The sequence below is a fragment of the Novosphingobium sp. BL-S-21 genome (assembly GCF_055521655.1).
In genome coordinates this window covers 348,469-373,243 of sequence record NZ_CM145496.1, presented here as the reverse complement: position 1 = coordinate 373,243, position 24,775 = coordinate 348,469, and the positions used below count along the sequence as shown (strand labels likewise).

Annotated in this window: 24 protein-coding genes and 1 tRNA gene; 9 read left to right on the top strand and 16 right to left on the bottom strand. The window is 64.2% G+C overall.

Annotated features, from left to right (window positions below; genetic code table 11):
* Window positions 1-46: 46 nt before the first annotated feature.
* Window positions 47-1,297: a CaiB/BaiF CoA transferase family protein gene (locus ACZ1J6_RS10110; RefSeq protein ID WP_431566554.1), complete on the top strand. Its 1,251-nt coding sequence runs from the start codon at window positions 47-49 to the stop codon at window positions 1,295-1,297.
* Between the two features lie 100 nt (window positions 1,298-1,397).
* Here the strand turns inward: ACZ1J6_RS10110 and ACZ1J6_RS10105 are convergent, their stop codons facing one another.
* Both ACZ1J6_RS10105 and ACZ1J6_RS10100 read right to left on the bottom strand, forming a co-directional pair.
* Window positions 1,398-2,180, bottom strand: coding sequence for an enoyl-CoA hydratase-related protein (locus ACZ1J6_RS10105; protein WP_431566553.1), 783 nt, complete (start codon window positions 2,178-2,180; stop codon window positions 1,398-1,400).
* Window positions 2,181-2,210: 30 nt separating this feature from the next.
* Complete coding sequence (locus ACZ1J6_RS10100; RefSeq protein WP_132262379.1) at window positions 2,211-3,191, bottom strand: NAD(P)H-dependent flavin oxidoreductase; 981 nt, start codon at window positions 3,189-3,191, stop codon at window positions 2,211-2,213.
* Window positions 3,192-3,373: 182 nt separating this feature from the next.
* On the opposite strand from ACZ1J6_RS10100, the gene htpX reads away from it, so the two are divergent.
* Together htpX and ACZ1J6_RS10090 are read left to right on the top strand one after the other, a co-directional pair.
* A complete protein-coding gene (gene htpX, locus ACZ1J6_RS10095; protein WP_431566552.1) occupies window positions 3,374-4,249 on the top strand; it encodes a zinc metalloprotease HtpX in 876 nt (291 codons plus the stop codon).
* Between the two features lie 130 nt (window positions 4,250-4,379).
* Entirely contained in the window at window positions 4,380-5,795 is a 1,416-nt protein-coding gene (locus tag ACZ1J6_RS10090) for an aromatic ring-hydroxylating oxygenase subunit alpha (protein WP_243654048.1), read from the top strand.
* A gap of 48 nt (window positions 5,796-5,843) precedes the next feature.
* Here ACZ1J6_RS10090 and ACZ1J6_RS10085 read toward each other — a convergent pair whose 3' ends face one another.
* The 4 genes from ACZ1J6_RS10085 to ACZ1J6_RS10070 form a co-directional block, all read right to left on the bottom strand.
* Window positions 5,844-6,617 carry a carbonic anhydrase gene (locus ACZ1J6_RS10085; protein WP_431566551.1) on the bottom strand — a complete coding sequence of 258 codons (774 nt, stop codon included), beginning with the start codon at window positions 6,615-6,617 and terminating at the stop codon, window positions 5,844-5,846.
* A gap of 98 nt (window positions 6,618-6,715) precedes the next feature.
* On the bottom strand, window positions 6,716-7,588 hold the full coding sequence (locus ACZ1J6_RS10080) for a LysR family transcriptional regulator (RefSeq protein WP_431566550.1): 873 nt from the start codon (window positions 7,586-7,588) through the stop codon (window positions 6,716-6,718).
* Window positions 7,589-7,681: 93 nt separating this feature from the next.
* A complete protein-coding gene (gene apaG / locus ACZ1J6_RS10075; RefSeq protein ID WP_132262370.1) occupies window positions 7,682-8,080 on the bottom strand; it encodes a Co2+/Mg2+ efflux protein ApaG in 399 nt (132 codons plus the stop codon).
* A gap of 136 nt (window positions 8,081-8,216) precedes the next feature.
* A complete protein-coding gene (locus ACZ1J6_RS10070; protein ID WP_314468095.1) occupies window positions 8,217-9,425 on the bottom strand; it encodes a trans-sulfuration enzyme family protein in 1,209 nt (402 codons plus the stop codon).
* A 183-nt stretch (window positions 9,426-9,608) separates the two neighbouring features.
* Between ACZ1J6_RS10070 and ACZ1J6_RS10065 the strand changes: the two genes are divergently transcribed.
* Complete coding sequence (locus ACZ1J6_RS10065) at window positions 9,609-10,841, top strand: phospholipid carrier-dependent glycosyltransferase (protein ID WP_465128076.1); 1,233 nt, start codon at window positions 9,609-9,611, stop codon at window positions 10,839-10,841.
* A gap of 21 nt (window positions 10,842-10,862) precedes the next feature.
* Here the strand turns inward: ACZ1J6_RS10065 and ACZ1J6_RS10060 are convergent, their stop codons facing one another.
* From ACZ1J6_RS10060 to ACZ1J6_RS10030, 7 genes are all read right to left on the bottom strand, one after another.
* Window positions 10,863-11,240, bottom strand: coding sequence for a hypothetical protein (locus ACZ1J6_RS10060; RefSeq protein ID WP_431566548.1), 378 nt, complete (start codon window positions 11,238-11,240; stop codon window positions 10,863-10,865).
* A 187-nt stretch (window positions 11,241-11,427) separates the two neighbouring features.
* The gene (locus tag ACZ1J6_RS10055; RefSeq protein ID WP_132262362.1) at window positions 11,428-12,603 is read right to left on the bottom strand and encodes a glycosyltransferase; all 1,176 of its coding nucleotides are present in this window, start codon (window positions 12,601-12,603) and stop codon (window positions 11,428-11,430) included.
* A gap of 59 nt (window positions 12,604-12,662) precedes the next feature.
* Window positions 12,663-13,706, bottom strand: coding sequence for a 3-isopropylmalate dehydrogenase (gene leuB / locus ACZ1J6_RS10050; protein ID WP_132264056.1), 1,044 nt, complete (start codon window positions 13,704-13,706; stop codon window positions 12,663-12,665).
* 19 nt (window positions 13,707-13,725) lie between these two features.
* The gene (gene recO / locus ACZ1J6_RS10045) at window positions 13,726-14,331 is read right to left on the bottom strand and encodes a DNA repair protein RecO (RefSeq protein ID WP_132262360.1); all 606 of its coding nucleotides are present in this window, start codon (window positions 14,329-14,331) and stop codon (window positions 13,726-13,728) included.
* A 131-nt stretch (window positions 14,332-14,462) separates the two neighbouring features.
* Entirely contained in the window at window positions 14,463-14,711 is a 249-nt protein-coding gene (locus tag ACZ1J6_RS10040; RefSeq protein WP_134092760.1) for an accessory factor UbiK family protein, read from the bottom strand.
* Between the two features lie 61 nt (window positions 14,712-14,772).
* Complete coding sequence (locus ACZ1J6_RS10035; protein ID WP_431566547.1) at window positions 14,773-15,327, bottom strand: TspO/MBR family protein; 555 nt, start codon at window positions 15,325-15,327, stop codon at window positions 14,773-14,775.
* 93 nt (window positions 15,328-15,420) lie between these two features.
* On the bottom strand, window positions 15,421-16,236 hold the full coding sequence (locus ACZ1J6_RS10030; RefSeq protein WP_132262354.1) for a TlyA family RNA methyltransferase: 816 nt from the start codon (window positions 16,234-16,236) through the stop codon (window positions 15,421-15,423).
* 47 nt (window positions 16,237-16,283) lie between these two features.
* Between ACZ1J6_RS10030 and ACZ1J6_RS10025 the strand changes: the two genes are divergently transcribed.
* A complete protein-coding gene (locus ACZ1J6_RS10025; protein WP_134092759.1) occupies window positions 16,284-16,844 on the top strand; it encodes a hypothetical protein in 561 nt (186 codons plus the stop codon).
* Between the two features lie 887 nt (window positions 16,845-17,731).
* Window positions 17,732-18,832 carry a branched-chain amino acid aminotransferase gene (locus tag ACZ1J6_RS10020; RefSeq protein ID WP_431566546.1) on the top strand — a complete coding sequence of 367 codons (1,101 nt, stop codon included), beginning with the start codon at window positions 17,732-17,734 and terminating at the stop codon, window positions 18,830-18,832.
* An 87-nt stretch (window positions 18,833-18,919) separates the two neighbouring features.
* On the opposite strand, the gene ACZ1J6_RS10015 is transcribed toward ACZ1J6_RS10020, so the two are convergent.
* Window positions 18,920-19,537 (bottom strand): TetR/AcrR family transcriptional regulator, encoded by a 618-nt coding sequence (locus ACZ1J6_RS10015; RefSeq protein WP_431566545.1) that lies wholly within the window; start codon window positions 19,535-19,537, stop codon window positions 18,920-18,922.
* 206 nt (window positions 19,538-19,743) lie between these two features.
* Here ACZ1J6_RS10015 and yghU point away from each other — a divergent pair, with 206 nt between their 5' ends.
* Window positions 19,744-20,592: a glutathione-dependent disulfide-bond oxidoreductase gene (gene yghU, locus ACZ1J6_RS10010; RefSeq protein WP_314468108.1), complete on the top strand. Its 849-nt coding sequence runs from the start codon at window positions 19,744-19,746 to the stop codon at window positions 20,590-20,592.
* 86 nt (window positions 20,593-20,678) lie between these two features.
* Window positions 20,679-20,753 (top strand) — tRNA-Gln (locus tag ACZ1J6_RS10005).
* A 225-nt stretch (window positions 20,754-20,978) separates the two neighbouring features.
* Here ACZ1J6_RS10005 and ACZ1J6_RS10000 read toward each other — a convergent pair.
* Window positions 20,979-21,512, bottom strand: coding sequence for a hypothetical protein (locus ACZ1J6_RS10000; protein WP_431566544.1), 534 nt, complete (start codon window positions 21,510-21,512; stop codon window positions 20,979-20,981).
* Between the two features lie 13 nt (window positions 21,513-21,525).
* Between ACZ1J6_RS10000 and ACZ1J6_RS09995 the strand changes: the two genes are divergently transcribed.
* Window positions 21,526-22,053, top strand: a complete 528-nt coding sequence (locus tag ACZ1J6_RS09995) for a TetR/AcrR family transcriptional regulator (protein ID WP_465128075.1) — start codon at window positions 21,526-21,528, stop codon at window positions 22,051-22,053.
* A 213-nt stretch (window positions 22,054-22,266) separates the two neighbouring features.
* Here ACZ1J6_RS09995 and ACZ1J6_RS09990 read toward each other — a convergent pair whose 3' ends face one another.
* The gene (locus ACZ1J6_RS09990; protein WP_431566542.1) at window positions 22,267-24,753 is read right to left on the bottom strand and encodes a TonB-dependent receptor; all 2,487 of its coding nucleotides are present in this window, start codon (window positions 24,751-24,753) and stop codon (window positions 22,267-22,269) included.
* Window positions 24,754-24,775: the final 22 nt, after the last annotated feature.

Genomic DNA, 24,775 nt, shown 5'->3' with positions numbered 1-24,775 from the left:
GCTCGTCTTGGCCGGTTCCGGGGCAGGGTCTAGCGTCAGCGCCATCATGAGCACGAACCAGAACGATAAAGCAGCCCTGGCCGGCATCCGCGTCATCGACATGAGCCGCGTCTTTGCCGCCCCCATCGGCGCCCAGATCCTGGGCGACCTTGGCGCCGACGTCATCAAGATCGAGCGCCCGGGCGTCGGTGACGATGGCCGGGGCTACGGTTTCTCGTGGGTGCCCGGCAAGGACGGGATCGAAACGCGTCACTCCAGCTTCTTCACCGTGTCCAACCGCAACAAGCGCTCGATCACGCTCAATCATTCCAAAGCGGAAGGCCAGGTGATCCTGCGCGAGTTGGTCAAGACCGCCGACGTGCTGATCGAAAACTATAAAGTCGGCGATCTCAAGCGCTTCGGCCTCGATTACGAGACTTTGCGAGAGATCAACCCCGGCCTGATCTACTGCTCCGTCACCGGCTTCGGCCAGACCGGACCCATGGCCGCGCGGCCGGGATATGACGGCTTGTTCCAGGCAACCGGCGGCATGATGGCCGTCACCGGCATTCCCGAAGGCCAGCCCGGCAGCGGACCGCTCAAGACCGGCCCCAGCCTTGTCGACTTCGTGACCGGGCACAATACCGCCCTCGCCGTCCTCGGCGCGCTGCAATATCGCAATCGCACCGGAGAGGGGCAATTCATCGACATCGCCCTGCTCGACAGTTCGGTCGCGATGGTCAGCCACATCATGCAGGACTACCTGATCAGCGGGCAGGCTCCGCCCCGCCTGGGCAATGGCGGCAATGGCGGCGGCCCCGCAGACCTGATGCGCTGCGCGGACGGCATCATCTACCTCACCGCCGGCACCGACGAGCACTACCGCCGCCTGACCGTGCTGATGGAGCAGCCCGAACTGTTCACCGATCCACGCTTCGACAGCAACCTCAAGCGCGGCAAGACCAACCGGGCGGAACTGATGGACATCATCAACACCTGGGCCAAGGCTTTCACCGTCACCGAAATGCAGGACATGCTCGACGGCGTGGGCATCCCGGCGGCTCGCTACAACGAGCTGGCCGATGTCTGGGAGGACGAGCAGGTCAAGCACCGGAACCTGCGTGCCACGACGCCGCACGCCCATGCCGAAAGCGGCACGGTGGACCTTATCGCCAGTCCGCTGGCGATGATGTCCGCCAGCCCGGCGACCATCCGCCTCGCCCCGCCGATGCTGGGCGAGCACAATGCCGAAGTGCTCGCCGAACTGGGCTATAGCGAACAACGAATAGCCGAGTTGGAGACCAGCGGGATCATCTGACCTGGCCGCACTGGCTGCCCTTCCCTGGCAGCCTTTGTCGATTCCCCCACCGCCTTTCAGCCGCCGGTTCCACTTCGGGGTCCGGCGGCCTTCGAGACTGCTAGCGCCCCTGGAAGGACGGTTGGCGCTTTTCGGAAAACGCCGTCACCCCTTCCACGAAGTCTTCGGTGCGCGAGGCATCGCGCTGGCCGAGGCGCTCGTTGGTGAGTGCCTGCTCCAGCGTGCAATCGGTGGCGGCCCAGGCCACCTGCTTGATCCGTCGCAGTGACCAGGGCCCGCGCGCCAGTTCCCCGGCCAGCGCCATGGCGGCTTCATCGAGGTCTTCGTCCGGCACCACGCGGTTGACGAGGCCCCATTCCAGCGCCTTCTCCGCAGGGAGCCGCTCTCCCAGCAGCATCATCTCCATGGCGCGCACCCGGCCGACCGCGCGGGCCAGCAACCAGGACGATCCCCCGTCCGGCACCAGCCCGACATGACGGAATGCCTGGAGGAAGAACCCGCTCATTCCGCAGAGGATGAGGTCGCCCGCCATCGCCAGCCCCGCGCCGACGCCCGCCGCCGCGCCGCGCACGGCGGTGACGACCGGCTGCTCCATGTCGCGCATGGCGATGATGACGGGGTTGAAGTGCCGGTCCAGCAAAGTACCCACGTCGCGGCGCGGGTTATCCAGCATATCTTGCGCATCGCCCAGGTTCGCGCCCGAGCAGAAGGCCTTGCCTTCGCCCGTCAGCAGCACGGCCCGCGCCTCGAACGCCGCACGCGAAACGGCATCGAAAAGCTCCTCGCCCATTTGCGCCGATCCGGCATTGCGCGTGGCGGGATCGTTCATCGATATCCGCGCCACGCCGTTTTCCAGGCTGTAGAGGATTTTCTCGTAAGTCATGTCAGGCATCGCTCCGTGCGTCGCGCCGGCTCAGGCCAGCATCTTTCCGAGGCGGGCATTCACGATTTCCTCGGCTTCGGCAACGATCCTATCGATCAGGTCCTTGCACGTCGGCAGGTCGTGGATGAGCCCCTGCACCATTCCCGCCCAGAAGATGCCCTTGGTGAGATCGCCGGACTGGAGCAGTTCCCGGCCCACGGCCCCTGCCACCAGGTGCTTGATGTCGTCGAAGGTCGATTCGGGGCGGGCGGAGATATCGACCACCTCGTCGGAAACGCCATTCTTGCCGACGCGGGCCGTGTTCTTGAACTTGCGGAAGATCAGGTTCGTCCCCCGCTCGTCGTTCTCGATATATTTAGCCTTCACGTTGTCATGGATCGGCGCTTCCTGCGTCGCGCAGAAGCGCGTGCCCATGTTGATGCCCTCGGCGCCCAGCGCCAGAGCGGCAACCAGCCCGCGCCCGTCACCGAAGCCGCCGCTGGCCAGCATCGGGATCTTCACTTTGTCGGCCGCTGAAGGAATCAGGATCAGCCCCGGAATGTCGTCCTCTCCGGGGTGGCCGGCGCATTCGAAACCGTCGATCGATATGATGTCGCAGCCGTGCCGCTCGGCGGACAGGGCATGGCGCACGGCCGTGCACTTGTGGAGCACGGTGATGCCATGCGGCTTCACCATTTCCCAGATCTCGCGCACCTGCTGAGTGCCGGCCGTCTCGACGATCTTGACCCCGCCGTCGATCGCGGCCTGCGCATAGGCCTTGTAATCGGGCGGGAGCAGGGTCGGAAACACCGTGATGTTCACGGCGAACGGCTTGTCGGTCATCGAACGGCAGCGCTCTATCTCTTCCCGCAGCGCCTTGGGGCTGGGCTGGGTCAGCGCGGTGAGCGTGCCCAGGCCGCCGGCGTTGGACACGGCGCTGGCCAGCTCGGCCAGGCCCACGCCCTGCATGCCGCCTTGCACGATCGGATGTTCGATGCCGAGCATCTCGGTGACGCGGGTCTTGAACGCCATTGCTTGCAAACTCCCAGAAACTTCCCTTGCAGTGGTCCTAGGGGGGATCGGCGCGCTTGAGGACACCGAACGCGCCGCCCGCCCCGCAATTCGCGCGGGCGATGCAAAGGCCGTTCCGGATATTGAAAGCCGCCGCGTGATACCCAGATTCCAAAGGCAAACATTTCAAGGAGTTTGGACAAGTGAACGGTTTCAAGACGGCCATGCTGCTGGCGGCGCTCACGGCGCTGTTCATGGGGCTGGGCTACATCTTCGGCGGCAGCGGCGGTGCGATGATCGCGCTGGTCGTCGCGGCGGGGATGAACCTGTTCACGTTCTGGAACGCCGACAGCATCGTCCTGCGCATGCACAATGCCCGCGAAGTGGACGAGCGCAGCGCGCCGGAATTCTACACCCTCGTGGCCGAACTCGCCCGCCGCGCGCGCCTTCCCATGCCGCGCGTCTACCTGGTCGAAAGTTCCAACCCCAATGCCTTCGCCACCGGCCGCGACCCGGAGCACGCCGCCGTCGCGGCGACGACCGGCCTTCTGAACATGCTGGACCGCGAGGAAGTGGCGGCAGTCATGGCGCATGAGCTGGGCCATGTCAGGAACCGCGACACCCTGATCATGACGATGGTGGCGACGATTGCCGGCGCGATCTCGATGATCGCCAACTTCGGCCTGTTCTTCGGGGGCCATCTTGGCGGGGGCGAAAACCGACCTAATCCCATTGCCGCCATCGCGGCCGTGTTCATGGCCCCCTTCGCCGCGATGATCGTGCAGATGGCGATCAGCCGCACCCGCGAATTCGGCGCGGACAAGGCCGGCGCCGAGATCAGCGGCAACCCGCGCGCGCTCGCATCCGCCCTCGCCAAGATCGCGGGCCCGGCGCAGGCGGTTCCCAGCGTGGCTTCGGAGCGCAATCCGGCGGCGGCGCAGCTCTACATCGTGCCCACTTCGGTTTCGGACCTGTTCTCTACCCATCCCGCCACTGAAAAGCGCATCGCGGCGCTGATGGCCATGGAAAGCGCGCCGGCCCGCCGCGCGGCATCCGCGCTCGACCCGGCCCGAAGGTAAGCGACCGACGCGGAGGCCCCTGCCCGCGCCGTTCAAATAGCGCGCCCACGATAGAGCGCGCCATTGCCTGCCCCGCCGACGGTTGTACATTCGTTCAACACGAATGAAGAACAAGCCGAGAGGTGTCGGAGTGCTGAAATCTGTCGACGGCGGACTGCGGTCCGTCCCCTATCCGATCGAGGATCCGGAACGGATTCCGGTCAAGCGCTACTACGATGCCGAATTCTACCAGGCCGAGCTGGACCACCTCTGGCCGCATGTCTGGCAGATGGCCTGCCGGGAAGAGCAGATCCCCGAAATCGGCGACTGGATCGAGTACGAGAACGTCGGCAAGTCCGTCGTCATCGTGCGGACCGCCAGCGGCGTGAAAGCCTTCCACAACGCCTGCCGCCACCGCGGCGTGCCCTTTGCCGGCGGCACCGGCCATGCGCACGGCAATTGCAAGAAGTCGGGCTTCGTCTGCCCGTTCCACGGCTGGCGCTGGAACATGGATGGCGAATCCACCCAGGTCTACGGCAAGCACATGTTCTCGGAGCGGCAGCTTCAGGAGGACGACATCAACCTGGTCCCCTGCCGTGCGGAGACTTTCATCGGCTGCGTCTGGATCAACCATGACGACGACGCGCCTTCCGTGCGCGACTCTTTCGGCCCCCTGGCACCCAATCTGGAAGCCCGCGGCCTGGACAAGATGCGCGCGGAATGGTGCTACGGAGCGGAGCTGCCGGCGAACTGGAAGGTGGCGATGGAAGCCTTCATGGAAGGCTACCATGTGATGCAGACGCATCCGCAGCTCCAGCATGCGGCGCCGATGATGTACGATTCGATGTATCGCAGCCCGCGCGGCCCGGTGCCGATCATGGCCGAACCGCACTTGTCCTATCGCGAGAACCAGGAACTTCAGGTCAAGTCCATGGCTCTGCTCAGCGAAGGCATGGCGGGGATGGTCCACGAAAAGGAAGTGGAAATTGCGCGCGGTCTCATCGGCATCGAAGAAGGCCTGCCGGAAGACCAGAACATGGCGATGTTCCACTGGCTGGGCATCGTCATGCACCAGATTTCCGCGCAGTTGCAGGCCCGTGGAGAGCCGGTGCCCGACCTTTGCACGGTGGCACAGACCCATCCGGTCAAAGCGGTGGAGTTCCTCTTCCCGCATTACTTCCTGCTGCCCTATTTCACCTCGATGTCCGCCTATCGGATCCGCCCAACGGGGCCGGAAAGCTGCTTCTTCGAGATATGGTCGCTGACATATGTCTCCGAGGACGACGACATGGAAACGGTGATGGAGCCCACGGTGCTGCCTTACAACAGCCCCGATTTCCCACCGATTCCGCGGCAGGACTATTCGAACATCCCGATCCAGCAGAAGGGGCTTCATGCCAGCGGCTTCGAGTTCATGCGCCTGTCGCACGAAGTCGAAGGGCTGATCAGCAACTACGAACGGATCATCGACGGCTACCTCAAGGGCGTGCCGCAGGAGCAGCTTGCCAAGGCCATCCACAAGCTGGGCGGCAATTTCGACGGCCCGATCGAAGACCTCGGGTTCTGATCCAGGACCCGCCTTGCCGGACCATCCGGCACGGCGGGCTTTCGGACGTCACTTTGCCGTCTTGGTGCGAAGGCCCGAAGGAATAGGCAGGACTTCCACTTTGCCCGTGGCGACATCGTAGAGGGCGGGCACCACCTTCAGTTCGCCGGACTGGACTTTCGCCTCGATCACGGGCGAGGAATTGATCAGGGTTGCAGCCTGGATCACGGCGTTCTGACGGGTGACGACGCCGGGATCCTGGCTTTGGCTGAGATAGAGCGCGGGCAGGATCGCCGGGAACAGCGCGCTGATCTGGCCGGGGACCTCGGGGTTCTCCATGGCAGCTTTCACCGCCCCGCAGTTCGAATGGCCCATGACCACCACGGCCTTGATGCCGAGCACCGCCACGCCGTATTCCAGGCTGGCGATGATTTCCGGCGTGGTGATATTGCCGGCGATGCGGGTGACGAACAGGCGGCCAATCGGCTCATCGAACACCATCTCCACTGGCACGCGCGAATCGGCACAGGACAGGACGCCGACGATCGGCCACTGCCCTTCCGCCGCGCGGGCCTTGATGATGGCCAGATCCCTGGTGTGGGCCGTGGGCGCTCCCGCAATGAAGCGGGCATTGCCGTCCATGATTTCCTTGAGAGCCTGGTCCGGCGTGACTTGCTCGCCGCCGCCCCCAGGTGCGGCGGACGAGGCGGCCATGGCCGGCGGCGCGGCGGCCAGGCTCAGGGTTCCGACTGCGCTGGCGGCGGCCAGGGCTCCCAGCATCTCCCGGCGCGAGGTCTTGCAGCAGGCGGCTTCGGCGTCAGGCACGGGAAGGCTAGAGGACATCGCGGTCTCCAGTGTGATCCGACTGGAACCTAACATGGCCGCCCCGCCGCGGTGCTTGTTGAAATCGAACGAATTCGGTTCGTTCGGTTTCCGCCTGCTCAGTCTGCCGCAGTTTGGCCGGCCGGGATCTGGTCCAGGCTCTGATCGGCCGGTGTCTGACCCGTAAGCGCCTGCTCAGTCAGGGCGCCGACCAGGGCCTTGACCTTCTTCTGGCGCCACTGCGGCAATGGTGCCACCAACCAGTACCCCCTGCGGCACGGGGTCGTCGTCTGGATCACGTCCCGGTCGTTCTCGCTGATGAGACCGCGCGCGAGCAAGCCGGGAACCCGCGCCCGGCCGAGGCCCGATCGCGCGGCGGCAATGGCCTGACCCGCATCGCTCACCGCAATCGGCGGCTTGGCCTCCTCATTGTCCTGATCGTCCTCGGTGCCCGGTGCAGGGTCGCCCGGCCAGCCGATCCAGTCGCCCTGGCCCACTTCGACCCATTCCGCCGCGCCCAGTGCCGCGCCTTCCAACTCGCCCGGCCCATCGGTCCAGCGCACCGCCAGGTCGAGATTGGCTTCGGTGAAATCGGTCAGTTCGCCGTCGACGATGACATAGCGGACCTGCGGATTATCGGCCCGGAACGCGGCAAGGCGGGGGGCCAGCCAGGCGGCGAAAAATTCGCGCGGTGCGGCGATGGTGTAGACGTGGCTAGACTGGCCCGCCTGCATGGCCTGCACGGCATCCTCGAAATGAAGGAACCCGGTGCGCAGCGCGGCAAGCCCTGCGCCGGCTTCGTCGGTCAGTTCCAGTCCCTTGCTGGTGCGGCGAAACAGCACCACGCCCAGCAGGTCTTCGAGTGCGCGGATCTGCTGGCCGACCGCGGCCGGCGTCACGGCCAGCTCGTCGGCGGCGCGGGTGAACGAAAGGTGGCGTGCCGCTGCATCGAAGACGCGCAGGGCATTGAGGGGCAGGTGCGTGCGCTTCATGGGAGTTCCCTATGCGCTGGTTTTCGCACGGGCAATGAAGAACTGCCGCAACGCCCCCGGCGCTGCGCATCGCCCCCCCGAAAGCCCGTTCCGTCAGCGCGCCGTGGCGGGCGCGGCCAGCGGGAAAAAGGGGATCGCCGCCTCTATCTCAGTGCCGTCGTCGCGCAGGAAGGTGTAGTTGCCTTCCATCGAGCCCTGTGGCGTTGGCAGAGGACAACCGGAGACGTAATCGTGGCTTCGGCCCGGCGCGATGACGGGCTGTTCGCCCACCACGCCTTCGCCATCGACCATGCTGACATCGCCATGACCGTCCGTGATGCGCCAGTGCCGGGTCATGAGCTGGAGCGTCTCATCCGAATCGTTCTCGATGCGAATGTGATAGACCCAGAACCACTTACCCGCCTCGATGCGCGACTGCTCGGGCAGGAAGTTGACGGCGACCCGCACGGTCACCCCATCGGTCATCGCCGTATGTTGGAAGAATTCCTTCATAACATCCGCCAGCCTAACGATGATTTGACGGAACGACAACTGCGCAGCGCGAACCTTGCGCGAGGCATTCGGCTGATGACATGGCGGACAGCCAGATGAAGCGCCGCCCCGGCGGGCAGCGGCGCTTCACGACGAATCAGAGACCGGCCTTGGTCAGCGCCTGGTCGAGATCCTCGATCAGGTCGTCGGCATCCTCCAGCCCGACATTGATGCGCAGCATGCCTTCAGTGACACCCATGGCCTCGCGTCCTTCGGGACCGACGCCGTGGTGCGTGGTCGAGGCCGGGTGGCACATCAGCGAGCGCGAGTCGCCGATATTGTTGGAAATGTCGATCAGTTCGAGCGCGTCCAGCAAGGTATGCGCCTGTTCGCGGCCGCCATCGAGGACGAAGCTGAAGATCGGCCCGCAGGCATCCATCTGCTTCTGCGCAAGAGCCTGCTGCGGGTGGCTGTCGAGCCAGGGATGCAGGATCTTCGGCACGCGGCCGGCGACGAACTGGCCGACCTTGAGGGCGTTCTCGCTCTGCTTCTTGGCGCGCAGATCCAGCGTCTCCAGGCCCTTCAGCACGACCCAGGCGTTGAAGGGCGAAAGGTTCGGCCCGGTGTTGCGCTGGAACGGCAGGAGCTTGTCGTTGATGAATTCTTCGGTGCCGCAGACGGCGCCGGCCAGGACGCGCCCCTGCCCGTCCATCAGCTTGGTCGCCGAATAGGCCACCACGTCGACGCCGAACTCCATCGGCCGCTGCAGGACCGGCGAGCAGAAGGCGTTGTCGACCACGGTGGTGATCCCGTGTGCCTTGGCGATGGCGCAGATGCCTTCGATGTCGGCGATGTCCATGGTCGGATTCGCAGGCGATTCGAAGAAGAACACCTTGGTATTGGGCCGAATCGCCGCTTCCCAGGCCGCCGTGTCGGTGGCGTCAATCACCGTCACCTCGATACCGAAGCGCGGCAGCAGGCTGTCGCCCAGCCAGCGGCACGAACCGAAGGCGGCGCGGGCGGACACCATGTGGTCGCCGGCCGAAAGCTGACAGAGCAGCGCCGTGGTCATGGCCGCCATGCCCGAGGCCTGGGTACGGCAGGCTTCCGCCCCCTCCAGCAGAGCGATGCGCTCTTCCAGCATCTGCACCGTCGGGTTCTGGAGCCGCGAATACGTCATGCCGTCGTCTTCGCCCATGAAGCGGGCGGCCACGGTGGCGGCATCGTCGTAGCTGTAGCCGGAAGTGAGGAACAGCGCTTCGCTGGTCTCCCCCATTTCCGAGCGCCAGGTGCCTCCGCGAATCGCGCGGGTGGCCGGGCGCCAATTGCGGGTCTTCGAGCGGTCCTGTCCGGTAGTGCGTTTCATGGGCCAAGCCTCTAGGATCGCCAAAGGGCCAGCGCAAGCGGCCAGTGCAACCTTAGGCGCGCCGCGGCTTCGGTGGAGCAAGTTTCAGTCAGCCTTGCAGTCCCCTTACTTCGCCCTTATTCCGCCGGTCCGATGCCGAACGCTTCGCGCAATGAGAGAGATCCGATCGGCTGGAGCCTGATCGTGACGGGCCTGTTCCTGGCCCTCGCCCTGTTCCGGCTTGCGGAACCGAACCGCTATTACTTCGACGAGATCCACTACGTCCCGGCTGCGCTCAAGCTGCTGGAACTGATCCCGGCCAATGGCGAGCATCCCATGTTCGCCAAGGAAGTGATCGCCGGCTTCATCTCGATCATCGGCGACCGGCCGATCGCCTGGCGCATCGGCCCGCTGCTGTTCGGCGTGTTCGGCCTGTTCGCCTTCGCGCGCTTCGTCTGGCACTTGTCCGGACGCCGCCGGGCCACGATCACCGCGGCCGTGCTGCTGGCCACCAATTTCATGTGGTTCGTCCAGAGCCGTATCTCCATGCTCGACATGGTCGAGGCCTCGCTGTGCATGATCGCCCTCTGGCAGTTCGCGGCCGCCCTTCATGCGCCGACGAGCGGCGCGGCGCGGGGACGACTGGCAGCGGCAGGCGTAGCGCTCGGGCTTTCGCTCGGGGCCAAGTGGAGCAGCGCTCCGGCGCTGATGGTGCCCGGGCTGTGGTTCCTGGCGCTGCGCGTGCGGGAGAGCGGCTGGAAATTCGTCGGCCGCAAGGGCGCGGGACCCATCCCGGGCATCTCGCTGGCGGAAGCCGCGTTCTGGCTCGGGCTGCTGCCCCTGATGGTCTATTGGGCGACGTACCTTCCGGCGATGTTCTATAGCAGCCGCCCGCTCTCGCCCTGGGGCTTCATCGAGCAGCACCGCCATATGATCGCGCTGCAGGACAGCGTGAAGAAGCTGCACCCCTACCGCAGCCTCTGGTACCAGTGGATGGTCGACTGGCGGCCGATCTGGTACCAGTTCGAGAACATCGACGGCCACCAGCATGGCATCGTGATGCTGGGCAATCCCTTCTCGATGATCTCCGGGCTCTTCGCGCTGGTTTGGGGCGCCTGGGTCTCGCTGTTCCGCGGGCGCCGGGACGTCCTGACGCTGGTGCTGCTCTATGCGGGCACGCTGGGCATCTGGGTGGTCAACGGCAAGCCGATCCAGTTCTACTACCACTATCTGCTCCCCGGAGCCTTCCTCATGGGCATCCTGGCCTTCGCCCTGGACGCCCTGTGGAACCGGCGCAACCGCTGGCGCCACCTGGCCACTGCGACCATGGCGATCTCGGCAGCGATGTTCGTGGGCTTCTACCCCATCATCTCTGGCGCCCCGCTGCCGACCAAGGAATTCTACAACGTCTGGATGTGGTTTCCGAACTGGCGTTGACGGAACGCCGGGCGCCTGTCCCTAGCCAGACGCGGCCAGCTTGCCCAAGTGATCCGCCTGCATGTCGGGCGTAACGACCTCGATCGCGCGTGCGCTCTCCAGCATCAGCTCGATCACGTCCAGGCCGCTCGCACGCCGCCGGTAGCGGGCCGGCCAGCCTTCGCGCCCGGCGATGGCATAGACTTCCGCGATGTCGAGCGATGTCGCCAGGGTCACGCTGCAATGGCCCGCATCCGTGCAGGGATCCTCGCAAGGCACCACAAGCATCTGCGGCGCCGCCTGCGATGCCTCCACGCGCCAACCCGCGCCGCAGCGCACCGACCGGCCGCCGACAAGTTCGGCCAGCACCGCGGCGACCCGGCAGGGGTCGCGGGCGTCTATCGAAACGCGAAAGATCATGCATTGTCCCTCAAGCCGGCTCGGCCCCGGTGCTGGACATGATTGCACGAGTGAACACAAAGCGAATCCGGCGAACGCCCTACAACGACCGACGTAGGGCAAACAAAAACGCGCGCCGGAACCCCGGCGCGCGCTTTTGTCTGTTCGCCGCCGCCATCAGGGCGGCGGGCCAGCTATCGCAGCTGGCTTAGTACTTGCCCCAGACGAACTTCGAGGACAGCGCGAAGTTCCAGACCGCGGCCAGCACGATGCCGGTGACGACCGCCACCACGTCATGAATGCCGATGGTCCTGAGCACAGCAGCCGAACCGACGTTGGTCAGCAGGCCCAGCGAGCAGGCGACGGCGAACTGCGCCCATCCACGCATCAGCGGGCCGAAACCGCGCAGGCGCTTGTCCGAGTACGTCAGTTCGTTGTTCAGCACGAAGTTGAACGTCATGGCCACGATCGCCGCGATCGAGTTCGCGATGTTGAACGTCGCGCTTTCCGACCAGTTGCCGTAGACGAAGCGCTCGGCGAACACGAGGTGGAGCATGATCCACAGCGCGCTGAACTGCACCACCACGCCCAGGGCGCCAACGGTTCCGAACAGGGCGAAACGGGTGGGGATGATGCGCCCCAGCCACTTGTCGTAAAGGCCTACGAGGAATTCGAACACGACGGTCTGGTCCAGCTTGCTTTCGCCTTCCGCACGCGCCGCGAAATGGAGCGGGAACTCCTTCACGCGAAGCGGACGGTCGACAGTTGCGAGAATGTCGAGAAGGATCTTGAAGCCCACGCCCGAGAGACGATGCGCATCGGCGCGCAAGGTCTCGGTGCGAAGCATGAAGAACCCGCTCATCGGATCGGTCAGTTCCACCCCGGTCACCTTGTTGGCGATCCGGTTGGCAAGGCCCGAGGCCTTCACACGGTCGGGACGGCCCCAAGCTTCGGTGCTGGCCCCTTCCGCGAAGCGCGAGGCATAGGCCAGGTCGTACTCGCCCGAGGTCACCGCCTTGAGCATGCCCGGCAGCAGCGCAGGATCGTGCTGGTGGTCGGCATCCATCACGGCAACCACCGGCGCGGCGGTGGAGCACATGCCCTCGATCGCCGCGCTGGCAAGGCCGCGGCGGCCGATGCGCTGGATGCAGCGCACGCGCGGATCCTCCAGCGACAGGCGGCGCGCCTCGTCCGAGGTGCCATCCGGGCTGTTGTCGTCAACGAAGACGGCCTCCCACACCACGCCCTTCAGCGCGGCATCGAGTCGCTCGATCATCGTCGCGATGTTCTTGCGCTCGTTATAGGTAGGCAGGACGATCGCCAGCTCAAGCGGCTTGGCTGCGACGTCGAGCGCCTCTGCGAGATCAGAACGAGTTATGTTCATGCGCCCCGTAATAGGTGGTAATCCTGAATAAACCTTTTTGGTCCGAACGGTAGGCGATCTTACAGCCGTTCGACGACCGCGTCACCGATTTCTCGCGTGCCGGCCGTACCGCCCAGATCGCCGCCCTTGATGCCATCGGCCAGTGTCCTGGCGACGGCAGCCTCGATCCGCGCAGCTTCGGCTTCGAGACCGAAGGAGTGACGCAGCAGCATCGCCGCCGAAAGGATCGTCGCCATCGGATTCGCAAGGCCCTTGCCCGCGATGTCCGGCGCCGAACCGTGGATCGGCTCATAGAGGCCGTACGTGCCCTCGGCAAGGCTGGCCGAAGCCAGCAGGCCGATCGAGCCCACGCACATCGAGGCCTGGTCGGAAAGGATGTCGCCGAAGAGATTGCCGGTGACGATCACGTCGAACTGGCCCGGGTTCTTCACCAGCTGCATCGCCGCATTGTCGACGTACATGTGGGTGAGTTCGACCTCGGGATATTCCTTGGCCACTTCGATCACCACGTCGCGCCAGAGCTGCGAGGTTTCGAGCACATTGGCCTTGTCGACCGAGCAGAGCTTCTTGCCGCGGCCCATCGCCGCTTTGAAGCCGACATGCGCGATGCGGCGCACTTCGTCCTCGGCATAGGACATCATGTCCCAGCCCTGGCGGCGGCCGTCTTCCAGCGTGCGCAGGCCCTTTTCGCCGAAATAGACGTCGCCGTTGAGTTCGCGCACGATCAGCAGGTCGATCTTGCTGGCGACTTCGGGACGCAGCGTGGTCAGGTCCTCAAGGCCTGCGAAAACCTGCGCCGGGCGCAAGTTTGCGAAGAGGCCGAGTTCCTTGCGCAGGCCGAGGATGGCCTGCTCCGGGCGGAGATGGCGTTCGAGATGGTCGCAGGAGAAATCGCCCACGGCCCCGAACAGGATCGCCTTGGCCGAACGCGCGATCTCCAGCGTTTCGGCAGGAAGCGGGTGGCCATGCTTGTAATAGGCCGCGCCGCCGACATCGCCTTCGACAAGCTCAAGACCCGGAAGTTCAAGCTTTTCGAGAACGCGCACTGCCTGCTCGGTGACCTCGGGACCGATCCCGTCTCCTGCAAATACTGCGATGCGCATGTCGTTCTCCGCTTGCTTCTCAGCCATGAATCCGTGCCAGCCGCTCACGCAGCAGGACGCGCGCCCCCATAGCGTCTCCACGCCGATCGGCAAGCGGATAGCGCGAAAGCTCACGGCCGAGGCGGTCGAAAGTGGTGAGTATCGCGCCCCAGTCGTCGTCCTGGGGACGGGCGACAGGTACGCCGTAACCGAGTTCGCGCAGCAGCAGGACCTCGTAGGAAAGCAGCGGCAGCGCCCAGCCCCTGGCCGAGGGCGCCACGCAGATCGCCTCCAGAAGCGCGCAGAGCGCGTCGTAAAGCGCGGGGTAGGGTTGGCGCTCCGGCAGCGCCATGGCGGTCAGCGCCGTCACCCAGGAGATCGCGGCGGCGGGAAGCGGCTCGCTGAGCCAGGGCCCGCGGCTGGTGACGAGTTCGATGCGGGCGAAGGGAAGCTGGCTATCGCTTTTCGCGCGCAGATCCGCCTCCACGGCATTGCCGGGGATCAGCACCGGCCGCAGCTCGCGCCCCCGGCCTCCTGCCACATAGGCAGCGACGATCCCGGCTTCGGACGTCAGCATCCGGGCGATGACCGCCGTCTCGCCGTGAGGGCGGGCAGCGCAGACGATGGCGGGTGCTCGAAGCTGCATGGCTCGCCGCTAGCGGCAGCGCGGTGCGGACACCACAAGCGCCGCACGCCCAATGCAAAACGCGGAGGAAATTCCCCCGCGCTTCATGCCTGTTTCCAGGCCCGTTTCCAGAATGGCGTCACCCAGGCCTTTTACTGGCCCGACTTGCCTTCGAGCGCGTCGATGCGCGCCTTGAGCGTTTCCACTTCGCCGCGCGCGGTGGCGGCGAGTTCCTTCACGGCCTCGAACTCCTCACGCGTGACATAGTCCATGTCGCCCATGAGTTCCTTGAAGCGCTCGCGCGCGCTGTCGCGGGCTTCGCGGCCGACGCCTGCGAGCGTGCCGGCAGCACTGTTCATCATCTTGACGAAATCGGCGACGAAGGGGTTTTCGCTTTGCATGGCGCCTATTTGGTATTTTGCGCGGAGGCGCGCAAGAGCTTCCGGCGAATTTCCAGACCGTTCAGATCTCGAAACGCTCGACTGCGCGTGGCCCTTCCGCACCGTCGAGCGCGGGATTGGCCTGGAGGAAGGCGTAGTTGAGATAAGTCGCGAAGCAGATCCAGGCGAGGTAAGGCACGAGCAGCAGTGCCGCGCCTGGCCGGATTCGCGCGAAAAGGACGATCGTCACCAGGACGGCCAGGTCGAGCAGGCCGATCACGATCAGGCCGGCCGTCATTCGGTGCGCGCCGAAGAAAACGGGGCTCCAGGCGAGATTGAGCGCGAACTGCACGGCGAAGGCGACCACCGCCAGTCCCCGCCCATGCGCCCCGCGCGCCGCGCAGATCATCGCAAGGGCCAAGCCCATCAGCACGTAGAGCACGGTCCAGACGATCGGGAACGTGATCGGGGGCGGGTAGATGCCGGGCTTCACCAGGGCGTCGAACCAGGGATTGCCCGGCCCGCTCTGCGCCACGCGGCCGGAAACGAAGCCCAGCAGCACGACCAGAGGAACGAGCACGAGCGCCCAGCGCAGCAGGCTGGCGCGCAACTGGCCGGACGAGGCAATCAGGTTCATTCCCTTAACAACTCCCGAATCAGGATAAACCACGAAGATGCGCGGGTTGTGTAACGAGCTTGCCGCCGGTGCAATCGCTCGCCGCCGGGAAAATCATCCCCGCAGTGCCGAAACGAGAAACTCGACGTTGCCTTCCGGCCCCTTGATCGGGCTTTCGACGATGCCCTGGATCACCCAGTCATCGGCCTCCAGCCATTCGCGGACTTCGGCGCAGACCCGCTCATGAAGCGCCGGTTCGCGCACCACGCCGCCCTTCCCCACTTCGCCGCGGCCCACTTCGAACTGCGGCTTGATAAGGGCGACCAGACGGCATTCGCGCGCCGCCAGGCGAAGCGGGACTTCCAGCACTTTGGACAGACCGATGAAGCTGGCGTCGCAGACCACCCAGTTGCACGGCGCGTCGATCTGCTCGGGGGTCAGGATTCGCGCGCTGGTCTGCTCCAGTACGGTGACGCGCGGATCCTGACGCAGCTTCCAGGCGAGCTGGTTAGTGCCCGAATCCACGGCAAACACGCGTTCGGCGCCGTGAGTCAGCAGCACATCGGTGAAGCCGCCGGTCGAACTGCCGATGTCCATGGCAACCGCGCCGGTGGGGTCGAGATCGAAATGCTCGATGGCATGCGCCAGCTTGATTCCGCCGCGCGAAACCCAGGGATGGTCGCGCCCGCGCACTTCCAGCGGGGCGTCGGCCTTCAAGCTCTGGCCCGGCTTGGCCACCTTGGTTTCGCCGGTGAAGACCAGCCCTGCCAGCACCAGCGCCTGCGCCCGGGTGCGGCTCTCCGCCAGGCCGCGATCCACCAGCATCTGATCGACGCGGGACTTGGCTATGCGGGGCGCTGGGCGAGTCGCTTGGCGCGGCGCGGCGCCTGCTTTCTTATCGACGGGGCGGGGTTCGGACGGGTCAGTCATGGCTTTGCACACTTGAGATGAGCCGCGCCTCATTCCATACCGGGGGAATGAAGGCAAATCCGCGCCGGCGCACCGACGCCCTTTCGTTCTCCCGCAAGTTGCCCCGCAAGGTGCTGACAGCCGCTTCGCTGACCGCGCTGGTGCTTGTCGCAGCTTGCGTTCCGGCAGCCAAGCCCCCCGTTCAGGCCCCGCGCCCGGCACCGACGCCGGCCGCCCCGCCGCCACCGGCCCCGCCGCCGCCACCCGCCGACTGGCGCGATTCTCCCGCAACGCCGGGCGACTGGCGCATCACCAGCCCGGGAATAGCCAGCTTTGCCGACGGCATTTTCGGCATCCGCTGCAATCGCGCCTCCTCCACCATATCCCTGTTCCGCAGCGGCACTTCGGCCGGCCCCGTTTCCCTTTCGATCACCACATCCGACACGACTCGCGCCGTTGCCGCCCATCCCGTCAGTGGCGGGGTCCAGGTCGACTTGCCCGCGCGCGACCGGCTGCTCGATTCGATGGCCTTCAGCCGCGGCCGTTTCGCGGTCCAGGCGCAGGGCATGCAGCCGCTCTACATTCCAAGCTGGACGGAAATTTCCAGGGTCATCGAAGACTGCCGCTGACCGCCGGATTCGGCCATCCCGTGTCGAAGCGCGTCCTTCGGCACGGTACGGCCGCGCGGCTTGCCGCGCAGGAACCAGACTTGTGCGCACAAGTGACCGGGAATCATCCGACCACTGAGGCAGGAATTTCTCGCGATTCGACGAGGTTTTGCGGCGATTTCAGAAGGTTGCAGGCCGCAGTTTTCAGCCCCCAGAAACGGCCCTTCGGCAGGGCATCCAGGCTGGGGAAAACTAGCCCGAAGCCTCGATAATGACCGCAAAAAAGATGATTGCAAGGCTTGTTGTGCGCTGCGGAATCGGACACAAATTTCACAGGACGGCGGGACCTGGGAAACGCGCCCGGGAGTTACTGAAGTCCAGCTGCCTCGGTGCAAGATCCAAGGTGGCAACCCTGGCTTAACAGCGCGAAAGGAGGTGATCCGATGTCTCATGGTTCAGCAGAGAGGTCGGCAATTTCCGTCGCGAGGCATTATCGCTAAATCTTGATGAAGCGATAAAGGCTTTCGCTGGCGGCACTTCCCGGCCGCTGACCATGCGAAGGGCCGCACCGGGCAACCGGGGCGGCCCTTCTCATTTGAACGTCTGCCAGCCACACGACTGCCAGCAACATCCCGCCGCGGATCGTAAGCTCGGCATCGCTCTCCTGGCTCAGACTTGACTGGCCTGAATGCCAAAAAGCGAATTTCCCGCTGGCCCTCCAGCGTTTCCCGAAGCTAAGGCAGAGACACGGTAAGTCTGGACGTCCATCGGACACCCGGACTTTCGCGCTTTACCGCTTTCCCCGGGCAGTAAAGCGCCTTGCACGCGTATCAAAATTACTTTTCGGTTGCCTTGAGCGTAATTTTCGTTCAACGCGCTCCGGAAACGCACACAAGAGGACTAGTTCGATGGCGACCCTCGCCGATGCCGGCCTGACTTTCACCACCCTGCCCCACCCTTCGCCCGCCAGCGCGGAGCAACGTGAGGCCGTGCTTGCCAACCCCGGATTCGGCACGAACTTCTCCGACCACATGGTGACCGTGGAGTGGACCGAAGGCCAGGGCTGGCACGATGCCGTCGTCGGACCGCGCCAGCCGATCGCGCTCGATCCGGCCGCTTCGGTGCTGCACTACGCCCAGGAAATCTTCGAGGGCCTCAAGGCCTACGTCCAGGCCGACGGATCAGTCGCGCTGTTCCGCCCCGAAGCGAACGCCGCCCGCTTCAATCAGTCGGCCCAGCGACTCGCGATGCCGGAACTTCCCGAAGCGCTGTTCGTCGAGGCGATCGAACGCCTCGTGAAGATCGACCGCGCGTGGATCCCGGCCGGCGAAGGCGCCTCGCTCTACTTGCGTCCGTTCATGATCGCTACCGAGGCCTTCCTCGGCGTGCGCCCGGCCAAGCAGTACAAGTTCATCGTGATCGCCAGCCCGGCGGGCAACTACTTCAAGTCCGGCGCTCCGGCCGTCTCGATCTGGGTTTCCGACTACACCCGCGCGGCCCCCGGCGGCACGGGCGCGGCCAAGTGCGGCGGCAACTACGCCGCCAGCCTGGTGCCCCAGGCCGAAGCCATCTCGCGCGGCCACGACCAGGTCGTTTTCCTTGACGCCGCCGAGCACAAGTGGATCGAAGAGCTGGGCGGCATGAACCTCTATTTCGTGTTCGAGGACGGCACGCTGCTCACCCCGGCTCTCACCGGCACGATCCTCCCCGGGATCACCCGCGACAGCCTGCTCCAGCTTGCGCGCGAGGAAGGCCTCAAGGTCGAGGAAGGCAAGTACAGCCTCGACCAGTGGCGCGATGATGCCAATTCCGGCAAGCTGATCGAAACCTTCGCCTGCGGCACGGCAGCCGTGGTCACCTCGGTCGGCAAGGTTTCGGGCCGCGACGGTGAATTCACCATCGGCTCGGGCGGCCCCGGCCAGCTCACGGCCAAGCTGAAGTACCGCCTCGTGTCGATCCAGCGCGGCGAAGCTGCCGATACTCACGGCTGGATCCGCAAGGTTTCCTGATCGCCGCCATCTGACGGCCGATAATTCGGGAGTCCGGGGGTTAGCCTCCGGACTCCGCTTTCCACACCCCGCCGATTTCGCCTGCCCTCAGCGGCCCGGCGTCACCCCGATACGCCGCAGCATGGCGATCTGCGTCCGGGTCAGCCGCTCGATCGTTTCGTCCAGCGAGAGATCGGGCCGCACGCTGTTGCGATAGACCCGCGGTCCGATCATCGCCCAGGTCAGCAGGAACGTGGCGAAAGCCTCGGCATCCAGGTCCTCATCGTCGCTGAACTCGCCGCGCAAGCCTTCGACAAGCGCCTCCCAATGCGGATAGCGTTCCCCCGCCCGCCCGGGCGCCAGGAATTCCTCGGTCCAGAGCGCGATCACTTCCGGTTTTTCGATCACGAAGCGGGTGATGAAGCGCGTGCGGTTTTCCATGGTGTCCGAAGGCGCGAAAGCCGCGGCCAACTGGTTGGCCGACCACGCCCGCACCGCCGTGAGCAGAGCCTCGCGGCTTTCGAAATGATAATAGACGGTCGTGCGGTTCACACCCGCCTCGCGCGCCACTTCCGACAGCGACAGCGCCTCCGTGCCCTTTTCCGACATGAGACGGATCGCCGTATCGATCAGCAGCGCGTGGGTTTCCTCGAAGCCCTTGTTGCGGCGACGCGTGGGCTGACGCCTGCCCAATGGAGCTGCCGGCGCGTCGATCGTCTTGCTCATTCGCTTCCTGCCTGTCTTCCCGGCGCGACCGGATAAGGCCGCAATATCACTCTAGGCAATTGATTTAAAATGACATTCGCGAAAAGTCGAGGTCTCTTCCGGTGAATATGTCGCCTGCTGCCCATTACCGAAGCGAATTGACCGGCGGCCTTGTCGTGCCTTGGGGCGCTTCCTAGATGTGCGCCCGACACATCAAGGAGTTGCTCATGGCCGACCTTACCTACACGCCGCCCGCTGTCTGGACCTGGGACAAGGGCAATGGCGGGGAATGGGCCAGCATCAACCGGCCCATCTCCGGCGCCACGCATGAGAAGGACCTGCCACGCGGTGAGCATCCGCTGCAACTCTACTCGCTGGGTACTCCCAATGGGCAGAAGGTCACGATCATGCTGGAAGAATTGCTGGCAGCAGGCGTGGCCGAGGCGGAGTACGACGCCTGGCTGATCGACATCGGCGAAGGCGACCAGTTCGGTTCGGGCTTCGTGTCGGTCAATCCGAACTCGAAGATTCCCGCTCTTCTGGATTGCTCGGGCGCATCGCCGGTCCGCGTGTTCGAATCGGGTGCGATCCTGCTCTACCTCGCGGAAAAGTTCGGGAAGTTCGTGCCGGCCGCTTATCCCGAGCGCGCAGAGTGTCTGTCCTGGCTGATGTGGCAGATGTCCACGGCTCCGCTGATCGGCGGCGGCTTCGGGCACTTCTATGCCTATGCCCCGGAGAAATACGAATATCCGATCAATCGCTATGCCATGGAAACCAAGCGCCTGTTCGACGTGGCCGACAAGCGCCTCGGCGAAACGCGATACCTGGCGGGCGATAGCTACACCATCGCCGATATCGCCGCTTATGGCTGGTTCGGCAGCTTCGTGCGAGGCGATGCCTATGGCGATGCGGCGCGCTTCCTGGACGTTCCGAGCTATACCAACCTGGTGCGCTGGGGCGAGGAAGTGGGCGCCCGCGAGGCGGTCCAGCGCGGCCGCATCGTCAATCGCAAGGGCGACGGCTTCGTCCGCGAACGCCACAGTGCCGCGGATATCGACACCGTGCTGAAGGGCTGATCGCTTCCCCATAAAGCCGGCGCGGGAAAAGTGCTCGATAAGGGCTTTTCAGCGCCGGCTTTAGCCGCTAAGCGCGCAATCCCTGCTGGGGCGTCGCCAAGTGGTAAGGCACCGGTTTTTGGTACCGGCATTCGCAGGTTCGAATCCTGCCGCCCCAGCCAGTATTTTGACCCATTTCGACCAACAAGGTCTCAGAGGATCTCAGAAGCAGCAAACTGGACCAGGCAGGTTTTGGATCCGCGACGGCAAGGCCGGAGTGTCGATCATGCTGCCCTATCAATTGCTCACCGCCCTGGCCCCTCGGTCGAAGCCTATCCATCAATCTCCCTCGTAGCATTCCGTTTGGGACAGCCTCCGGTCACACAGTGGCCGGAGGCTCGACGGGGTCACTTTTGCACGGGCAGCTTCGCGAGTTCTGCGTCGATCTTTCCTAGGACTTCATCCGTGACGGTGTCGGATGAGTACGATTGAATCTGCTTCAGCGTCATACCCCGCGCCATCTCGATTTGTGGGTTACTCACAAGATCCGGGAGATACTTCGTGACAATGGCCTTGGTCGTGGGATTGTCTAGCAAGGTCCCGATAGAGGTCGTTGAAGTCGACAAGGCTGCTGCCGGAGCGGAGGCAGCTGCGGGCTCCGCCGCGTTGACCGATAGCGGCGCCGTGATGGCAGCCGCAAACGTTGCGGCGAGTAGAAATTTACGAAGCATATTGGCAGTCCTCTCTTCAGTGATTTTGCACTTTGCTGCTTCGAACGTCCCTTTGACCCTTTGAGGGCTGCCAGGGTCGGCCGGCAGTGCTTGCGTTGACCAGCGATCTTGCGTCACACACGACGGGATGGCCGAGAACAGCAAACCGAATCGCAAGTTGAGCGACACAGCATCGCATAAAGCCGGGCCGCTGGCATCATCAAGATCCACGCATGCCCGCGCCGTGCGATCGGGCAAGGCGCTGCAGGAAGCCATGCTGGCATTGCTCCAGCGCAAGCCCTTCGATCAGATCACCGTTCGCGACATCTGCGCTGAAGCCAAGGTCCATTACGCCACGTTCTTTCGCCATCATGAGACCAAGGAAGCACTGCTCAGCGCCATTGCGAAAGACGAGATCGCGCATCTCAACCGATTGACGCTCTCCATCCGCGATGCCGAAAGCTACGAGGCCGGGTTTCAAGCCTTGTGCGGCTACGTTGCCGACCACCGCGCGCTCTGGGCCATCCTCCTCAACGGCGGAGCCGGCGGTGCCATGCGCGAGGAATGGCTTCGCGTATCCATGGTCGTGGCAAAAGAGGAACAGCCCATCAACGCCTGGCTCCCTACCGAGCTTGGAACGATCTGCGCTGCCTCGCTTATCGCCGAAACGCTTGCCTGGTGGGTTGGCCAACCCGAAGATGCCTACAGCGTCTCTGAAATCGCCAAGATCCTCTACAGGCTCCTTTCGACTTCGATCATGGCGCCCGATTGAGGCATACATCGATCCCAGGATCGGTGCTCGGTTCCCAGGCTTGTTGCTCAAGGTGACGGTGCTTTTCAGAGACCAAATCTCGAAGATCGATCGCGGATCCTCCCTGCCCGGCATCGTTTCTAGTCGGAGGCGTCACTCCCAAGCGAGAGCGACACAATCCGAAGTCGAAAGGGCCGGGGCCAGAAACCCAAAGCCCTTCCGCTCGGAAATCATTTAACGCGAGCCGATTGCTGCGCGGAAAGTCACCCCGAATTCGCGAGGAGCGGTAACCGAAACACCCGCATAGCGGCTGGAGTAAACCGTCGATCCGATACCCGATACGCTGAAGGTCGGCGGCCTTAGAAAGACGTCGGTGACGGAGGTGAACTGGGCGCGGTCATCCTGACTGATGAGCTTCGTCGTATCGAATATGTTCTTGGCGTAGACAGACACTTCCCAGGCCCCGTCCTGCGATCGCAGACCGCCGAACAGGTTCAACAGGCCGTAAGCCTTGACGTCGTCGAACGCGTTGTTCGGGTCCGTCTTGGATTTACCCTTCCAACTGAACAGTCCTCGCAAATAACCATCCATCTTGTTGGCGACCGGCAAAGTATACTCGGCCCTTAATACACCCGACCACTCGGGCTGGAAGGTTGCCGACTGACCGCCACCCGGGCACTGCGCCACGCGTTCGCCGCTGTAAGCCTGCTGCATTTGCGCCAGGGTAGGCGTAACAGTATCGGGAATGCCGTCAGAGCCTACAGCGCCGGTCTGGTTGTCGAGCGCATCCGTGCAGGCCAGCAGAGCATTGCCGATCCGGCTGCGAGCGAAGTTGAGAGTTGCACCAAGATTCCAGCGCGGCGTTGGCGTGAATGCCAGTTCGGCCTCGATCCCGTTCACCTTGATCGGAACCGCGCTAACGAAATTGAAGTTGCCGATCGTCGGGGCGCCCGCCGAGTTGATGTCGATATAGGCAATACCGGCACCGCCCGCTCGATAGGGGTAATTCTTGTAGTCCTGGTGATAGGCGGTCAGGTTGAACTGCAACCGGCGGTCGAACCAGTCCGATTTCAAGCCGACCTCGTAGGACTTCGAGCTTTCCGAAGGCAGCGAGATATGCGCGACTTCGTTCGCCGTGTATTCGGCATGCGTGAAGTCGCCGATGGCCACAACCGGTGGGCGCCACGAGCTGCCGGTCGAGGCATAGACCATGAGCCCCGGCGTGAAACGATGCTTGATGCTTGCGCTGTAGATCGTGGTGTTCTCGCTGACGTCCGATTCCGTACCGTTCTGGCGCGTGCAACCGCCGGCGGCATACATGTCGGGCGTGCAGCTGATGAACAGGCCGTCTCGGTTATCCGTGAAATGGATCCGCCGCAGTCCGCCTGAAAGCTCGGTGGATTCGGTGAGATGGAATGTCAGGTTACCGAAGAACGAGTCTTCCTTGGGCGTCCCCTTTGCAATGTAGATCGGCGTGTCGGTCACGCTTGGGGCGGCGATGGGAATACCGAGGCCGGCCAGTCGAAGCTGAGTGATACTGAGATCGTGGAGGTTGGTCTGCGAAGGTACCTGATAGTGGAAGTATCCGACGACGTAGTCGAACAGCCCGGCTACCCGGTCGGGGTTCTGCAAGCGCACCTCATGGCTGCTTGTCGTTCCCTTGGTGTCCGCAATCTGCGCAATTTCGAGATCCGGGAAGAAATTCGCAAGATCACGGACGCCATAGCTGTAATACTTCTGGGAAGTAGCCGAGCCGACGTAAATGAGACGCTGCCCCAATACGTCGACTTCCGCATTCCAGTTGTAGAACTGGAACTTCTGCTGGGTTGTACTCGGGCGGGACTGAACCGACAGCCTGTCGCTCAAGCCGATATTGCCATAGTCGGGTGCACCGGTCGTCGGCACATAGTCGGGATCGTACGCGCTGACGGATCGCACCTGGTCAAAGCGCGTGCCGTCAGTCTGCATCGCTTCGTACAGGAAGCCCAGGCGAAGCCACTGCGTCGGTTCGAAGCGGACAGCCGCCCGAATTGCATTGGTCTCGCTGCGAGGCTTCTCATCACTATTCAGGCTGGTCACGCGGTTGCCGCGATCCTTGCTGTGAATGCCTGCCACGCGCACGCCCAGCACATCCGAGATGACAGGAATGTTCAGGGCGCCATTGAAATTAGCCGCCCCAGCCGAACCGAGCGTTCCGGCAAGATAGCCACCCGCTTCGACCAGGTCGGGCGCACGCGTGGTTACGGTGACTGAACCGGATGGCGTCGACCGGCCGCGCAACGTGCCCTGCGGCCCCCGCAGCACTTCGATCTGCCCTACATCGTACATCGTCTGCATGACGAAATTCGACGGTACCGGCGCATCGTTGCGATAATACTGAATCGTGCCGTTTTCGGCGCTCACATTCACGTCGTGATTGACGCCGCGAAGTGATGAGGAAGTCCCGATGCCGTTGGCGTTGGGCGTCAGTTGAAGACCCGGAACGACCGAACTGATCTCGGTGAAATTGCGGATGTTCAACTTGGAAATCGCCTCCGAGGTGACGGCATTCACAACCAGTGGCACATCCTGCAGGCTTTCATCACGGCGACGGGCTTGAACGATGATTTCGTTTGCCACTGATGCGTCGGTGGCGTCAGGCGGTGCGGCCGCTTGGTCCTGCCGAGCGATCGCCGGCACGGCCATAGCCAGCGTGCTCGCTCCCACGAGCGTCAGCGCCATTTTCCTACGCATCGAATCCCCT

Excerpts from the sequence above, each read along its gene's own strand:
- ACZ1J6_RS10110 (WP_431566554.1), top strand. The coding sequence starts at position 47 with ATGAGCACGAACCAGAACGATAAAGCAGCCCTGGCCGGCATCCGCGTC.
- ACZ1J6_RS10105 (WP_431566553.1), bottom strand. The coding sequence starts at position 2,180 with ATGACTTACGAGAAAATCCTCTACAGCCTGGAAAACGGCGTGGCGCGG.
- ACZ1J6_RS10100 (WP_132262379.1), bottom strand. The coding sequence starts at position 3,191 with ATGGCGTTCAAGACCCGCGTCACCGAGATGCTCGGCATCGAACATCCG.
- ACZ1J6_RS10085 (WP_431566551.1), bottom strand. The coding sequence starts at position 6,617 with ATGTCCTCTAGCCTTCCCGTGCCTGACGCCGAAGCCGCCTGCTGCAAG.
- ACZ1J6_RS10080 (WP_431566550.1), bottom strand. The coding sequence starts at position 7,588 with ATGAAGCGCACGCACCTGCCCCTCAATGCCCTGCGCGTCTTCGATGCA.
- apaG (WP_132262370.1), bottom strand. The coding sequence starts at position 8,080 with ATGAAGGAATTCTTCCAACATACGGCGATGACCGATGGGGTGACCGTG.
- ACZ1J6_RS10070 (WP_314468095.1), bottom strand. The coding sequence starts at position 9,425 with ATGAAACGCACTACCGGACAGGACCGCTCGAAGACCCGCAATTGGCGC.
- ACZ1J6_RS10060 (WP_431566548.1), bottom strand. The coding sequence starts at position 11,240 with ATGATCTTTCGCGTTTCGATAGACGCCCGCGACCCCTGCCGGGTCGCC.
- ACZ1J6_RS10055 (WP_132262362.1), bottom strand. The coding sequence starts at position 12,603 with ATGAACATAACTCGTTCTGATCTCGCAGAGGCGCTCGACGTCGCAGCC.
- leuB (WP_132264056.1), bottom strand. The coding sequence starts at position 13,706 with ATGCGCATCGCAGTATTTGCAGGAGACGGGATCGGTCCCGAGGTCACC.
- recO (WP_132262360.1), bottom strand. The coding sequence starts at position 14,331 with ATGCAGCTTCGAGCACCCGCCATCGTCTGCGCTGCCCGCCCTCACGGC.
- ACZ1J6_RS10040 (WP_134092760.1), bottom strand. The coding sequence starts at position 14,711 with ATGCAAAGCGAAAACCCCTTCGTCGCCGATTTCGTCAAGATGATGAAC.
- ACZ1J6_RS10035 (WP_431566547.1), bottom strand. The coding sequence starts at position 15,327 with ATGAACCTGATTGCCTCGTCCGGCCAGTTGCGCGCCAGCCTGCTGCGC.
- ACZ1J6_RS10030 (WP_132262354.1), bottom strand. The coding sequence starts at position 16,236 with ATGACTGACCCGTCCGAACCCCGCCCCGTCGATAAGAAAGCAGGCGCC.
- ACZ1J6_RS10025 (WP_134092759.1), top strand. The coding sequence starts at position 16,284 with ATGAAGGCAAATCCGCGCCGGCGCACCGACGCCCTTTCGTTCTCCCGC.
- ACZ1J6_RS10020 (WP_431566546.1), top strand. The coding sequence starts at position 17,732 with ATGGCGACCCTCGCCGATGCCGGCCTGACTTTCACCACCCTGCCCCAC.
- ACZ1J6_RS10015 (WP_431566545.1), bottom strand. The coding sequence starts at position 19,537 with ATGAGCAAGACGATCGACGCGCCGGCAGCTCCATTGGGCAGGCGTCAG.
- yghU (WP_314468108.1), top strand. The coding sequence starts at position 19,744 with ATGGCCGACCTTACCTACACGCCGCCCGCTGTCTGGACCTGGGACAAG.
- ACZ1J6_RS09990 (WP_431566542.1), bottom strand. The coding sequence starts at position 24,753 with ATGGCGCTGACGCTCGTGGGAGCGAGCACGCTGGCTATGGCCGTGCCG.